The organism is Streptomyces daliensis, from assembly GCF_054782395.1.
Genome location: NZ_BAAGSO010000078.1, coordinates 142801 through 155124 on the forward strand (window position 1 = coordinate 142801; position 12324 = coordinate 155124).

The 12324-nt window shown below is 70.2% G+C and carries 13 protein-coding genes and 1 riboswitch; of the genes, 9 read left to right on the forward strand and 4 right to left on the reverse strand.

All coding sequences use genetic code 11. The features are described from left to right. Nucleotides 1-2 precede the first annotated feature (2 nt). A complete protein-coding gene (locus ACYVOO_RS17710; protein WP_461016597.1) occupies nt 3-1598 on the forward strand; it encodes a hypothetical protein in 1596 nt (531 codons plus the stop codon). Between the two features lie 217 nt (nt 1599-1815). Here ACYVOO_RS17710 and ACYVOO_RS17715 read toward each other — a convergent pair whose 3' ends face one another. Further along, nucleotides 1816-2496, reverse strand: a complete 681-nt coding sequence (locus ACYVOO_RS17715; RefSeq protein ID WP_461016598.1) for an AAA family ATPase — start codon at nt 2494-2496, stop codon at nt 1816-1818. A gap of 186 nt (nt 2497-2682) precedes the next feature. Further along, nucleotides 2683-2816, forward strand: a riboswitch (glycine riboswitch). A 144-nt stretch (nt 2817-2960) separates the two neighbouring features. Between ACYVOO_RS17715 and gcvT the strand changes: the two genes are divergently transcribed. The 4 genes from gcvT to ACYVOO_RS17735 all read left to right on the forward strand — a co-directional run bounded on the left by gcvT (nt 2961) and on the right by ACYVOO_RS17735 (nt 7488). Then, complete coding sequence (gcvT, locus tag ACYVOO_RS17720; RefSeq protein ID WP_461016599.1) at nt 2961-4088, forward strand: glycine cleavage system aminomethyltransferase GcvT; 1128 nt, start codon at nt 2961-2963, stop codon at nt 4086-4088. Nucleotides 4089-4271: 183 nt separating this feature from the next. Beyond that, on the forward strand, nt 4272-4652 hold the full coding sequence (gene gcvH / locus ACYVOO_RS17725; RefSeq protein WP_453347222.1) for a glycine cleavage system protein GcvH: 381 nt from the start codon (nt 4272-4274) through the stop codon (nt 4650-4652). Nucleotides 4653-4705: 53 nt separating this feature from the next. Further along, on the forward strand, nt 4706-5992 hold the full coding sequence (gene glyA, locus ACYVOO_RS17730; protein WP_453347221.1) for a serine hydroxymethyltransferase: 1287 nt from the start codon (nt 4706-4708) through the stop codon (nt 5990-5992). A 113-nt stretch (nt 5993-6105) separates the two neighbouring features. Further along, nucleotides 6106-7488 (forward strand): L-serine ammonia-lyase, encoded by a 1383-nt coding sequence (locus ACYVOO_RS17735; protein ID WP_461016600.1) that lies wholly within the window; start codon nt 6106-6108, stop codon nt 7486-7488. A 106-nt stretch (nt 7489-7594) separates the two neighbouring features. Here the strand turns inward: ACYVOO_RS17735 and ACYVOO_RS17740 are convergent, their stop codons facing one another. After that, complete coding sequence (locus tag ACYVOO_RS17740; protein ID WP_461016601.1) at nt 7595-8536, reverse strand: D-alanyl-D-alanine carboxypeptidase family protein; 942 nt, start codon at nt 8534-8536, stop codon at nt 7595-7597. A gap of 289 nt (nt 8537-8825) precedes the next feature. Then, entirely contained in the window at nt 8826-9065 is a 240-nt protein-coding gene (locus ACYVOO_RS17745; protein ID WP_453347218.1) for a chaplin, read from the reverse strand. A 282-nt stretch (nt 9066-9347) separates the two neighbouring features. Here ACYVOO_RS17745 and ACYVOO_RS17750 point away from each other — a divergent pair, with 282 nt between their 5' ends. The 4 genes from ACYVOO_RS17750 (at nt 9348) to ACYVOO_RS17765 (ending at nt 11681) form a co-directional block, all read left to right on the forward strand. Next, nucleotides 9348-9749 carry a rodlin gene (locus ACYVOO_RS17750; RefSeq protein WP_453347217.1) on the forward strand — a complete coding sequence of 134 codons (402 nt, stop codon included), beginning with the start codon at nt 9348-9350 and terminating at the stop codon, nt 9747-9749. A gap of 318 nt (nt 9750-10067) precedes the next feature. Beyond that, on the forward strand, nt 10068-10301 hold the full coding sequence (locus ACYVOO_RS17755) for a chaplin (RefSeq protein WP_453347216.1): 234 nt from the start codon (nt 10068-10070) through the stop codon (nt 10299-10301). Nucleotides 10302-10636: 335 nt separating this feature from the next. Next, a complete protein-coding gene (locus ACYVOO_RS17760) occupies nt 10637-10960 on the forward strand; it encodes a hypothetical protein (protein WP_461016602.1) in 324 nt (107 codons plus the stop codon). Nucleotides 10961-11270: 310 nt separating this feature from the next. Beyond that, entirely contained in the window at nt 11271-11681 is a 411-nt protein-coding gene (locus ACYVOO_RS17765) for a rodlin (RefSeq protein ID WP_461016603.1), read from the forward strand. 181 nt (nt 11682-11862) lie between these two features. Here ACYVOO_RS17765 and ACYVOO_RS17770 read toward each other — a convergent pair whose 3' ends face one another. Then, the gene (locus tag ACYVOO_RS17770; protein WP_461016604.1) at nt 11863-12321 is read right to left on the reverse strand and encodes a hypothetical protein; all 459 of its coding nucleotides are present in this window, start codon (nt 12319-12321) and stop codon (nt 11863-11865) included. Nucleotides 12322-12324: the final 3 nt, after the last annotated feature.

The following is a 12324-nucleotide window of genomic DNA, read 5'->3' on the forward strand; positions in this document are numbered from 1 at the left end:
CCATGCGTCTCAGCAAGACCGCGGCGGCGGGCATCGCCGCCGCTCTCACCGGCTCGCTGGCCCTCGGGGCCGGCGCAGCCGCCGCCTTCGATCATGGCCCCCGCCACGAGGGGGCCCCGCCCGCGCCGGGGTCGTCGTCGGCGCTCATTCCGCAGGTCGAAGCACTCAAGAACATCGGCGGCCTCCTCACTCCCGTCTCGAACCTCGTGGACGGGGTCCTCCAGGCCAAGAACGGCAAGCTCCCCCAGAACGAGGCCAAGGAGCACTCGGCCGAGGTCGGGAAGGCGATCAGCACGCTGAAGAAGGCAGCGGAGGCGAAGCAGGCCACCGGCTCCCACCGCGCCCAGGCGCCCTCGGACATGACCCTGAAGGCCGCCGAGGACCTCCGTACCCGCGTCGACGCGCTGCTCAAGGCGTCCGCGGCCGGCGACAGGCAGCGGACGTCCGACGCCGTGAAGGCCACCCTGACCGGCGCCGTCAACGTGATGGCGGGCGGCCTCTCCGACGGGCGGCTGCCCGCCGCCGACCTCAAGGGCCTGCCGAAGCTGTCCGGCACCCAGCAGGGCCCCGGGGCGGCCACCGCGCCCCGCTCGCTGGAGGCTCCCACGCCCTCGGGGCTGCGCGGCGCCGGTGAGCTGGCCCGGCAGAGCGAGCTGGTCGGCGACACCGGCAACGTCATCGCGCCGGTGGGCCGTGTGCTGAACACGGTGCTCAAGGACCCGAAGGCCAAGCACAACGAGGCGGACCTCCAGAGAATGGGCAAGGCCGTCAAGGACGGGCTGGCCGAGCTCCAGCGGACCAGGTCCCAGCAACCCGACCCCCAGCAGCCGCGGGACGAGAGCCCCCAGAAGGAGACCCCGCCCCAGCCGGGTCAGCAGGACCAGCAGGAGAAGCCCCAACAGGACCAGCCGCAGCCCGGACAGCAGGAGAAGCCCCAGGAAAAGCCCCAACAGCAGAAGCCGCAGGAGCAGAAGCCGCAGGAGAAGCCCCGCCCCGAGCAGCAGCAGCCGGAGCAGCAGCAGAACGCCCAGGAACCGCGCCAGGAGGCACCGAAGCCCGAGCAGAAGCCGGAACAGCGGCCGGAGCAGCGGCCGGAGCAGAAGCCGGAGCAGCAGCCCGAGCAGAAGCAGCAGGCGCAGCCGGAGCGGGAGAAGGAGGCGCCGGAGCACCAGCCGAAGCAGGACCAGCCGAAGCCGCAGGACACTCAGCAGCAGCAGGGCCCTGAGCAGGAGCAGGCGCTCCCGGTGCGGAAGAGCGGCACGCGAGCGGCCGACCGCCCCTCGGAGGGGAGCAGGCTGACGCTCAAGGCGAGCACCCAGTTGCGCTCCAAGGTCGACGGGTTCCTGAGGGCCGCGTCCTCCGGCGACGAGCGCAAGGTCACCAACGAGGCGAGAACCATGCTCACCTCCACCGTCAACGTGCTGGCCAGCGTCGCCCTGGGCGGGGCGCTGCCCGAGCCCGACCTGAAGGGGCTGCCGAAGGCGGCGCCGATGCAGGAGGCCAAGGGCGCCAAGCGTGCCGAGGCCGCAGAGGGCGACAAGGCCCCCAAGTCGCCGAAGGCGCCGATCCTGCACATGGGCCACACCCCGGCGTTCTGACGCACCCACACGAGGGCGCGGGCGACCGCGCGCTCTGTCCCCGTGCGCGGCCCGTCACCGCTGAGCGGTGACGGGCCGCGCGCGTCCGGGGCGCCGCGAACACTCCGGTACGCGCCGGAACGCACCGGAACACGCCCCGGACGCATCCCGGAAGCGGCCCCGGAAAACGCCCCGAACCGTGCCCCTGCTCGTCCCCTACGTGCCCCTGCTCGCCCCTCTACTCGAACGCCACCCCGCACAGCGCACCCGCCGCCTCCCGGTCCAGCAGCACGACCGAGGAGCAGCCCTCGGGCACCCGCCCCGCCTCCGCCTGCGCTATCAGGCGGCCCACGGCCCTGCGGTGCCGGGCGAAGGCGTACCCGGAGACGCCCCGGCCCCGCTCGGCCTGGCCCTCCAGGGCGACCACGGGCGGCACGTCGAGGAGCACCAGGTGCAGTCCCCTGCCGCGCCGCCGCGCGTCCCTGGCCAGCCAGCCGCGCACCCAGCCCTGCGTCCCGCAGTCGTGGACGACGACGCTCGCGCCCGAGGCCAGCGCCCGCCGCAGCCCCGCGTAGTGCGCGAGGCGGACCAGGGGGCGGTAGACGCCGTAGGGCAGCCAGCGGGGCAGCCTGGCCTCCCAGCGCTCCCTGGTGTCCTGCGAGTCGATCCTGCTGACGGTGTCGTGGAGAGCCACCGTGCGCCGGATCAGCGTCGACTTGCCGCTGCCCGGCAGTCCCGAGACCACGACCAGGTCACCCGCCGCGAAGCGCAGCGTGCGTCTGGCGGCGGTGCCGCGCAGATCCCGCTCCAGGACGGGCACGGGGGCCTGCGCGGGCACCACCGCACCCGCACCGCCTCCCGCTCCGCCCCCCGTGACCGTCGCGGTCACCGTCGCGTAAGCACTGCGCAGACTGCCCACCTGATCGCCCTCCCCGGATACCTGCGTTTCCCGGGGGCCTCCCCCGGGCCCCCGGCGCTCCACCGCGGCTTTCCCCGAGAGTGTCAAGAAAAGGTAATGCGGTTCAAGACGATTGCTTCCCCGCCAGGAGCACCACGGGTACCCGCGCCGTGCCATGATGTGCGGGCCAACTCCATACAGGCCGCTTGAATCCGCGCGGGAGAGTCCCCGTCCGTACGCCGTCCGCCCCTCGCACAGTGTGCACGGAGGCGGCGTCCACGGGGCGCCGAAGGAGCAAGTCCTCCCTTGAATCTCTCAGGCCCCGATACCGCACAGGATGAGGCAGATCTGAAAAGCGAGCCGCCGCGCGGCTCCACCCAAGGTGCAAGCCGAGGCCCACGGGAACGGGCTCCTGGCGAACCTCTCAGGTTCCGATGACAGATGGGGAGGACATCCGGTCACTTGCCCCCTGGAGCCTGTCTGACATGAGCGACACCCCTCGTAAGACCGCACTCGACGCCACTCATCGCGCGCTCGGCGCGACGATGACCGACTTCGCGGGCTGGGACATGCCGCTGCGCTACGGCAGCGAGCGTGACGAACACCACGCCGTCCGCACCCGCGCGGGCCTGTTCGACCTCTCCCACATGGGTGAGATCACCGTCACGGGCCGGGACGCCGGGGCGCTGCTGGACTATTCGCTGGTCGGCAACCTGTCGGCGGTCGCCGTCGGCCGCGCCCGCTACACCATGATCTGCGACGAGGACGGCGGCATCCTCGACGATCTGATCGTCTACCGCACCGGCGAGGAGACCTACATGGTCGTCGCCAACGCGGCCAACGCGCAGGTGGTCCTGGACGCGCTCACCGCGCGCGCCGAGGGCTTCGGCGCCGAGGTGCGCGACGACCGCGACGCCTACGCGCTGCTCGCGGTCCAGGGCCCCGAGGCCGTCGGCATCCTGCGAACGCTGACCGACGCCGGTCTGGACGGGCTGAAGTACTACGCGGGCCTGCCGGGCACGGTCGCGGGCAAGGACGCGCTCATCGCCCGTACGGGCTACACCGGCGAGGACGGCTTCGAGCTGTTCGTCGCGCCAGGTGACGCCGTCGCCGTGTGGGAGGCGCTGACGGAGGCGGGCTCCGGCGCGGGGCTCGTCCCGTGCGGCCTGAGCTGCCGGGACACGCTGCGCCTGGAAGCGGGGATGCCGCTGTACGGGCACGAGCTGAGCACGTCGACCACGCCCTTCGACGCGGGTCTCGGCCGGACGGTGAAGTTCGAGAAGACGACGAACGAGGGACGTTTCGTCGGGCGCGAGCCCCTGGAGGCGGCGGCCGAGCGGGCGCGGAACAGCCCGCCGCGCAAGCTGGTCGGCCTGATCGCCGAGGGCCGCCGGGTGCCGCGCGCGGGGTACGGGGTGGTCTCGGCCGAGGGCGAGGTGATCGGCGAGGTCACCTCAGGGGCCCCTTCCCCGACCCTCGGCAAGCCGATCGCCATCGCCTACGTGGACGCCGCGCACGCGGAGCCGGGCACCAAGGGGGTCGCGGTGGACATCCGCGGTTCCCACGAGCCGTACGAGGTGGTCGCGCTGCCCTTCTACAAGAGGCAGCGCTGAAACCACCCGTCACGGGCCCGTCACCGGCGGACGGAGGCGTACTCCGGGAGCGGACGCGCCACCGTACGGGCATCCGTCGGCACGCACCCCGCGTCGGCCCGTGCGGGCGCCCGCGCTGTGGAACTCGTCCCATCTTCCAAGACCGTTTTCCCCCGCACCCCTCTCATCCAGGAGAATCGCACCATGAGCAACCCCCAGCAGCTTCGCTACAGCAAGGAGCACGAGTGGCTGTCGGCCGCCGAGGACGGCGTCTCGACGGTCGGGATCACGGCGCACGCCGCCGAGGCACTCGGCGACGTCGTCTTCGTCCAGCTCCCTGAGGTCGGCGACGCGGTCACCGCGGGCGAGCCCTGCGGCGAACTGGAGTCGACCAAGTCCGTGAGCGACCTGTACGCACCGGTCTCCGGCGAGATCACCGAGATCAACCAGGACGTCGTGGACGACCCGGCACTGGTGAACTCGGCGCCCTTCGAAGGCGGCTGGCTGTTCAAGGTGAAGGTCTCGGAGGAGCCGGACGACCTGCTCTCCGCCGAGGAGTACACCGCCTTCGCCGCCGGAAGCTGAGCTGCTCTTCCCGTCTCCCACCCACCCCCAGCCGTGCCAACAGGGATGGTTTCATGTCGCTTTTGAATGGTTCTCTCCACGAGGTGGACCCGGACGTCGCCGCCGCCGTCGACTCCGAGCTTCACCGCCAGCAGTCCACCCTCGAGATGATCGCGTCGGAGAACTTCGCCCCCGTCGCCTCGCTGGAGGCCCAGGGCTCCGTCCTGACGAACAAGTACGCCGAGGGCTACCCCGGGCGCCGCTACTACGGCGGCTGTGAGTACGTCGACGTCGTCGAGGACATCGCCCGCGACCGCATCAAGGCCCTGTTCGGCGCCGAGGCGGCCAACGTCCAGCCGCACTCCGGCGCGTCCGCGAACGCCGCCGCGATGTTCGCGCTGCTCAAGCCGGGCGACACCATCATGGGTCTGGACCTGGCGCACGGTGGTCACCTCACGCACGGCATGAAGATCAACTTCTCCGGCAAGCTCTACAACGTCGTCCCCTACCACGTCGACGGGACCACGAGCCTGGTCGACATGGAGGAGGTCGAGCGGCTCGCCAAGGAGCACCGCCCGCAGATGATCGTCGCGGGCTGGTCCGCCTACCCGCGCCAGCTCGACTTCGCCGCCTTCCGCCGCATCGCCGACGAGGTCGGAGCGCTGCTCATGGTGGACATGGCCCACTTCGCCGGGCTGGTGGCCGCGGGTCTGCACCCCTCCCCCGTCCCGTACGCGGACGTGGTCACCACCACCACGCACAAGACCCTCGGCGGTCCGCGCGGCGGTGTGATCCTCTCCAAGAAGGAGTACGCGAAGAAGATCAACTCCGCGGTCTTCCCGGGCCAGCAGGGCGGGCCGCTGGAGCACGTCATCGCCGCGAAGGCCGTCTCCTTCAAGATCGCCGCCAGCGACGAGTTCAAGGAGCGCCAGCAGCGCACCCTCGCGGGCGCCCACATCCTCGCGGAGCGCCTGCTGCGCGAGGACACCGTCGGCGCGGGGGTCTCCGTGCTCTCCGGCGGCACCGACGTCCACCTCGTCCTCGTCGACCTGCGCGACAGCGAGCTCGACGGCCAGCAGGCCGAGGACCGCCTCCACGAGGTCGGCATCACCGTCAACCGCAACGCCGTCCCGAACGACCCGCGCCCGCCGATGGTCACCTCGGGGCTGCGGATCGGCACCCCGGCGCTGGCCACCCGCGGCTTCGGCGAGGACGACTTCCGCGAGGTCGCGGACATCATCGCCGAGACCCTGCTGCCCTCCTTCGACGAGGCCAAGGCCAAGGCGCTCTCCGCCCGCGTCACGGCCCTCGCCGAGAAGCACCCGCTCTACCCGGACCTGGGCAAGGGCAAGGACAAGTAACACAGCGGCCACCGGCCAACCGGCCCCTGGCCACCGGCCACCACGGGGGCGCCCCCGCCCACCCCGCGGGGCGCCCCCGCGCACCACCAACCCCCACGAGGGAGTCCGTCACCATGGCCATCTCCGTCTTCGATCTGTTCTCGATCGGTATAGGCCCCTCCAGCTCACACACCGTGGGCCCGATGCGCGCGGCGCGGATGTTCGCCCGCCGCCTCAAGAACGAGGGGCTGCTCGCGCACACCTCGTCCGTACGGGCCGAGCTGTACGGCTCCCTCGGCGCGACGGGCCACGGGCACGGCACGCCCAAGGCGGTCCTGCTCGGCCTGGAGGGCGAGTCGCCGCGCTCGGTTGACGTGACCACGGCCGACGAGCGCGTGGCGCACATCAAGCAGACCAAGCGGCTGCGGCTGCTGGCCGCCGAGATAGGCGACGCGCACGAGATCGCCTTCGACGCCTCGACGGAGCTGATCCTGCACCGCCGCCGCTCCCTGCCGTACCACGCCAACGGCATGACGCTCTTCGCCTACGACGAGTCGGGCGCGCCGCTGCTGGAGAAGACCTACTACTCGGTGGGCGGCGGCTTCGTCGTCGACGAGGACGCCGTCGGCGAGGACCGCATCAAGCTCGACGACACGGCGCTGAAGCACCCGTTCCGCACGGGCGACGAACTGCTGCGGCTCACCCACGAGACGGGCCTCTCGGTCTCCGGGCTGATGCTGGAGAACGAGAAGGCGTGGCGCACGGAGGAGGAGATCCGCGAGGGGCTGCTGGAGATCTGGCACGTGATGCGCGCGTGCGTCTCGCGCGGCCTGGGCCAGGAGGGCATCCTCCCGGGCGGCCTGAAGGTGCGCCGCCGCGCCGCCACCTCGGCCCGCCAGCTGCGCGCCGAGGGGAACCCCGAGGCGCACGCCATGGAGTGGATCACCCTCTACGCGATGGCGGTCAACGAGGAGAACGCGGCGGGCGGCCGGGTCGTCACCGCGCCCACCAACGGCGCGGCCGGCATCATCCCGGCCGTGCTGCACTACGCCATGAACTTCGTCCCCGGCACGGACGAGGACACCGTCGTCCGCTTCCTGCTGACCGCGGGCGCCATCGGCATGCTCTTCAAGGAGAACGCCTCCATCTCCGGCGCCGAGGTCGGCTGCCAGGGCGAGGTCGGCTCGGCCTGCTCCATGGCGGCGGCGGGCCTCGCGGAGATCCTGGGCGGCAGCCCGGAGCAGGTGGAGAACGCGGCCGAGATCGGCATCGAGCACAACCTGGGCCTGACCTGCGACCCCGTCGGCGGCCTCGTACAGATCCCCTGCATCGAACGCAACGGCATGGCCGCGGTCAAGGCGGTCACGGCGGCCCGCATGTCCCTCCGCGGCGACGGCCGCCACCACGTCTCCCTCGACAAGGCCATCAAGACGATGCGCGACACGGGGGCGGACATGAAGACGAAGTACAAGGAGACGGCGCGGGGCGGGCTCGCGGTGAACGTCATCGAGTGCTGACGGGGCGCTGAGGGGGGACTGGGTCTCCCCTGACACGCCGAAGGGGGCGCGGCCACCAGGTGGTGGTGGCCGCGCCCCCGTTCGTCAGGTCGGGCGGACTCAGAGATCAGTCGGTCTGGGCGCCCGAGGGGAGCTTGCGGAGCTTCATGTCCTCCGCGGAGTCGGAGTCGAACCCGTAGTCCAGGATCTTCGCCGCGTCGGCGTACCGGTCCTTGCTGTTCTGGATGGTGCCGACGAGGGTCGTGTCACCGCGGGTGGCCGCGAACACCAGGCAGGGTCCCGCCGGGGTGGTCGTGCCGGTCTTGATGCCGACGACGCCCTTGTAGGAGCCGAGAAGCTGGTTCGTGTTCGTCCAGGTGTAGTGGCGGGTGCCACCGTTCTCGGCCGGGGCGTCGCCCTTGTACTCCTTGGTCTTGACGACCTCGCGGAACGTGGCGTTCTCCATGTTGTGCTTGGCCAGCTTGGCCAGCTCGAGCGGAGTGCTGACGTCCTTGGAGCTGATCCCGGCGAAGGTCTTGAACTCGGTCTTGGTGAGCCCGAGGTCGTCGGCCTTCTTGTTCATCTTGCCGATGAAGGACTCGCTGCGCTCGGCGGGGGTGTCGCCCTCGCCGAAGGTGTCGGCGAGCGCGTAGGCCGCGTCGGCGCCGGAGGGCAGGAGGGCCGCGTAGAGCAGCTGGTTGACGGTGACCTTGTCGCCGGTCTGGAGGTCAGCGGTGCTGGCCTCGTGCTCCGTCACGTAGTCGCGGTACTCCTGCTTGACGGGAACCTGCTGCTCCAGGTTCACGCCCTTGGTGTCGAGCACGACCGAGGCGACCGCGAGCTTCGTGGTGCTGGCCAGCGGGCGCACGGTGTTGTCGGCCTTGCCGAAGACCTTCTCGCCGCTCGAAGCGTCCAGCAGCGCCGCGCCCTTGGCGGCGACGGTGGGCGGCGGCGGTGCTGCGGCCTGCGCAACGAGGGGGGAGACGGCCAGCAGCGCGCCACCCGTGCAGGCGGCGATGATGATCTTGCGCTTGGATATCTTGCGCTTGCTTGTGGTTCTTGCAGTCAAGGAGTAACGCTCCGTATCTGCGTTGTTTGTGGGGGAACAGTGGTACATCGGAGGGACCGACGGGTCAAACATAAAATGTGGTCCCTACAGGTAGACGCGGGCAAACGGCCCCGAGTTCACGCGCGTCACGCTGCCCCCTGGAGAGATCCCGAGGAGCCGTCTTCACCGCGCCCCCACATGCCCCGGCGTTCCCAGTGTCCCCAGTGGTCCCGTCCGCCCCGGACAAGCAAAAAGGCCCCGCTGGCAGCGGGGCCCTTCACTGGCGCTGACGCGCCGACGGATCGGCGGATCAGTCGTTCACGCAGGTGTTGCCGAAAGCGGGGTTCAGCAGGCCGATGATGTCGATGGTGTTGCCACAGACCTGCGCCCCGATGTGAATCGGGAGCTGAACCGCGTTGCCCGAGAGCACGCCCGGCGAATTGGCCGCGGCACCCTGCGCACCGCTGTCGGCGGCGGCGGTGCCGGCAGCGGCACCGGCGGCCATGCCGGCCGAGGCGAGGACCAGGACGGCCTTCTTGGCAGCGTTCATGGAGCGTACTCCTCCAGATGGATACTCGACGGCCCCTATTTGACACCGTGCCCTGATAAACGGGCGGGGTCCGCGCCGGTTAGCCAAAAGCCCGCTTTTTCCTTCGATTGGTGTAACCGGCGTAACCGGCACGCCCGGCCCCGCCCCTCGAAACACGCATGCAGCTCAACGGGATTAGCCGATGTATCCGTGTCATACGGGTGAACGTGCGGAACCAAACCGAGGGTCACGAGTTGGTCAGTTCGCTCCGCAGTTGGGGCTCCACTTCCAGAAGGGTGAATCATGATCAAGAACGCTCTCGCCGCAGCCGCTGTGGCTACCGCCATTGTCGGCGTGGCGGCCCCGTCGGCCATGGCGACCGGTAACGACCAGGGCACCACCTCGGTCAACGGCAACGGTGCTGAGTCGTCCTTCGGCAACTCCGGCACCCACGGCAACTGGAGCCCGCAGAACAGCCTGGTCCAGGGCTCGCTCAACAAGCCCTGCCTGGGCATTCCGATCGAGGCCAACCTCGGCTCCCTCGTCGGCCTGATCCCGATCACGGTCCAGGACATCAACGTCCTGTCCTCCCCGCAGGACCAGCAGTGCACCGAGAACTCCACCCAGGCGAAGGGCGACGAGCCGCTCTCCCACATTCTGGACGACCTGGCGGTGCTCTCGGCCAACGGTGCCGGCAACCGCTGACGCCCACCGGAAGAGGCCCGGGCCACCCGGAACCGGCCCGGGCCTTTGCCGTGCGCGGCCCTTCGGGCATTCGACCTTCGGATGAGCCATTCATACGGTAATCCGTCCGGTGGAAACAACCGGATTGCGATTAGTCCTACTGACTTCCGAACTGTTGGGCCGCACGGGCGAGTTAGCCGACGCTCCCTCCTCTTTCTCGTGCCGTACACATGCGGCGATCGTTACGAATACCGGCAGCGGAGTTCCGGGCGCGATCCAGCGCCCTACAGGCACGAAGGCCGTGACCGAACCCACCCCGCTGCGGAAAGGGCTGAAAAAGTGAAGTACACGAAGACCGCCGCTGTCGCGGCCGGCACCCTCATGGCCGTGGGCACCGCCGCTCCGGCGTTCGCCGACTCGGGTGCCCAGGGCAGCGCCACCGGCTCCCCCGGCGTTCTCTCCGGCAATGTGCTGGAGGTTCCGATCCACCTGCCGGTGAACCTCTGCGGCAACACCATCGACATCATCGGCATCCTGAACCCGGCTTTCGGCAACACCTGCGTGAACGACTGACGTTCCCGCGCCGAAGCGCAGGAGAGCGCCTTGCCGATGGGGCCTCGGAGTGCGATTCCCGCACTCCGAGGCCCCATCGTTTTCCGTTCTCTGCGTATCCCTGGGCGACGTCTCCCCGCCCGGTTTTCCCTGCCCGGCATTGCCGAACTCGCCTCTCTGTGCCCAGGATCCCATCTTTCGGGTGGCTCTGGACCGAACCCGGAGTTCCGCAGTTTCCGTTGGCCGGTGCAGTCGTTATCACCATCGAAGACGGAGCAACGGGCGCGGACTGATTCGCCCGGGCAGTCAGGCTTTCAGCCACAGGCAACACGCAACTATTCTGGGAGTAACCCCGCATGAAGCACGCGAAGACAGCCGCAGTCGTCGCCGGTTCGATGATGGCCCTGGGTGCGGCGGCGCCCGCCTTCGCCGGTGACAGCGCCCCGACAGGTCCCCAGTTCAGCCTCAACGGCGGTATTTCGGACGCCCTGAGCAAGCCCGGCCCCCAGGTCGACAATGTCGTGGGAACTGTCGAGGGTGCGACCAAGGGCGCGACCAAGGGGGCCACCGAAGGAGCGGCCAAGGGTGCCCCCAAGGGCACGGCCAAGGGCGAGAAGAAGACCCTGCTCAGCTCCAACTCGGACGACAACCTGCTCGGTGGTCTCCCGCTGGGCGGCTGAATCTCCCGCCGGTTCACCGCACGCGGGGAATTTCTCCCCGGGCCGCGCCCGTCGGCGCACGCGGCCTGGCCGGAAGCGACTCCAGCGTCGCTGTCGACCCTCCACCGTTCGAGAATTCCCGACCGGACCGACGTGCGCCAGGGAACCGCCCTCGGTGATTTCCGCCGGTTTCCTTCCTCCGGAATCCGGCCGCCTCCTGAACGGCTCGGTCCAACACCGTTCAGGTGAATCGGAAGAACTTACCGCAGGTGCGGGAGTTAGGCACGGTGTCCCGGGTCGGGATGCCCGCACGTCATATGAAGGGTAAAAAGTGATCAAGAAGATTCTGTCGACGGCCACCGTCGCCGTCTCCATCGCCGGTGTCTCGGCCATGACGGCCCCGCAGGCCATGGCGGTGGGTGACGACCAGGGCACCACTTCGGTCAACGGCAACGGCGCGGCGCAGACGTACGGCAACTCCGCCACTCACGGCAACTGGAGCCCGCAGTTCGCGCTCATCCAGGGCTCGCTCAACAAGCCCTGCATCGCCCTGCCCGCGAAGGTCAACCTCGGCTCCCTCGTCGGCCTGGTGCCGATCACGATCCAGGACATCAACATCCTGTCCTCCCCGCAGAACCAGCAGTGCACCGAGAACTCCACCCAGGCCAAGGGTGACGAGCCGCTCTCGCACATCCTGCAGGACATCCCGATCCTCTCGGGCAACGGCAAGGGCAACCGCTGACCGCCTGACCGTCACCCCGGCCCGGGACGAGTGCGCTCGTCCCGGGCCGTGTGCTGTCCCCCCTATGAGTTCAGACGCGCGAACGGCGCGGTGGACGGTTCCGTACGGAAGTCGCGTACGGGGCCGCTCACCGCGCCGTTCGGCGTGGGTGGGGCGGGGCGGTGCGGTGCGTTCTGAGAGGTCAGCCGGGCAGCACCTTCGTCACCGGGCCCACGAGCGGCAGCTCCGAGAGGGAGTCGCCGCGGGTGATCGGGCCGGTGACCGTGCGAGTGCTGATGGGGCGGAAGTCCGCGACCTGGGTGACGACTCCGTTGTCGAGCGGGTCCGAGCCGGTGTTGGCCAGCGGGTCGAGCTGGAGCCGCTTGACCGCGCCGATGGCGCCACCGAGGCCCTCGTGCGCGCCCCGCACCCCTTGCACGCCGGCCTCGCCGAGCCCCCCGACCGCCGCCGACAGCGAGGACTCCTCCTCGCCCGTGGCCCCGGAATCGCCCGAGGAGGCGGGCGCCGCCGAGGGGGAGTCCGCGCTCGCGGTGGCCGCGCCCCCGGCACCGAGTGCGGCACCGGCGGCGGCGGCCACCAGACCTGCGCGCAACAGGGCGCGCTGTGTGTAGGACGACGTGCGAGATGCGCGGGAAGCCACGAC

Coding starts and splice junctions, on each gene's coding strand:
- ACYVOO_RS17750 (WP_453347217.1), top strand. CDS start 9,348: ATGATCAAGAACGCTCTCGCCGCAGCCGCTGTGGCTACCGCCATTGTC.
- ACYVOO_RS17710 (WP_461016597.1), top strand. CDS start 3: ATGCGTCTCAGCAAGACCGCGGCGGCGGGCATCGCCGCCGCTCTCACC.
- gcvT (WP_461016599.1), top strand. CDS start 2,961: ATGAGCGACACCCCTCGTAAGACCGCACTCGACGCCACTCATCGCGCG.
- gcvH (WP_453347222.1), top strand. CDS start 4,272: ATGAGCAACCCCCAGCAGCTTCGCTACAGCAAGGAGCACGAGTGGCTG.
- ACYVOO_RS17735 (WP_461016600.1), top strand. CDS start 6,106: ATGGCCATCTCCGTCTTCGATCTGTTCTCGATCGGTATAGGCCCCTCC.
- ACYVOO_RS17745 (WP_453347218.1), bottom strand. CDS start 9,065: ATGAACGCTGCCAAGAAGGCCGTCCTGGTCCTCGCCTCGGCCGGCATG.
- glyA (WP_453347221.1), top strand. CDS start 4,706: ATGTCGCTTTTGAATGGTTCTCTCCACGAGGTGGACCCGGACGTCGCC.
- ACYVOO_RS17760 (WP_461016602.1), top strand. CDS start 10,637: ATGAAGCACGCGAAGACAGCCGCAGTCGTCGCCGGTTCGATGATGGCC.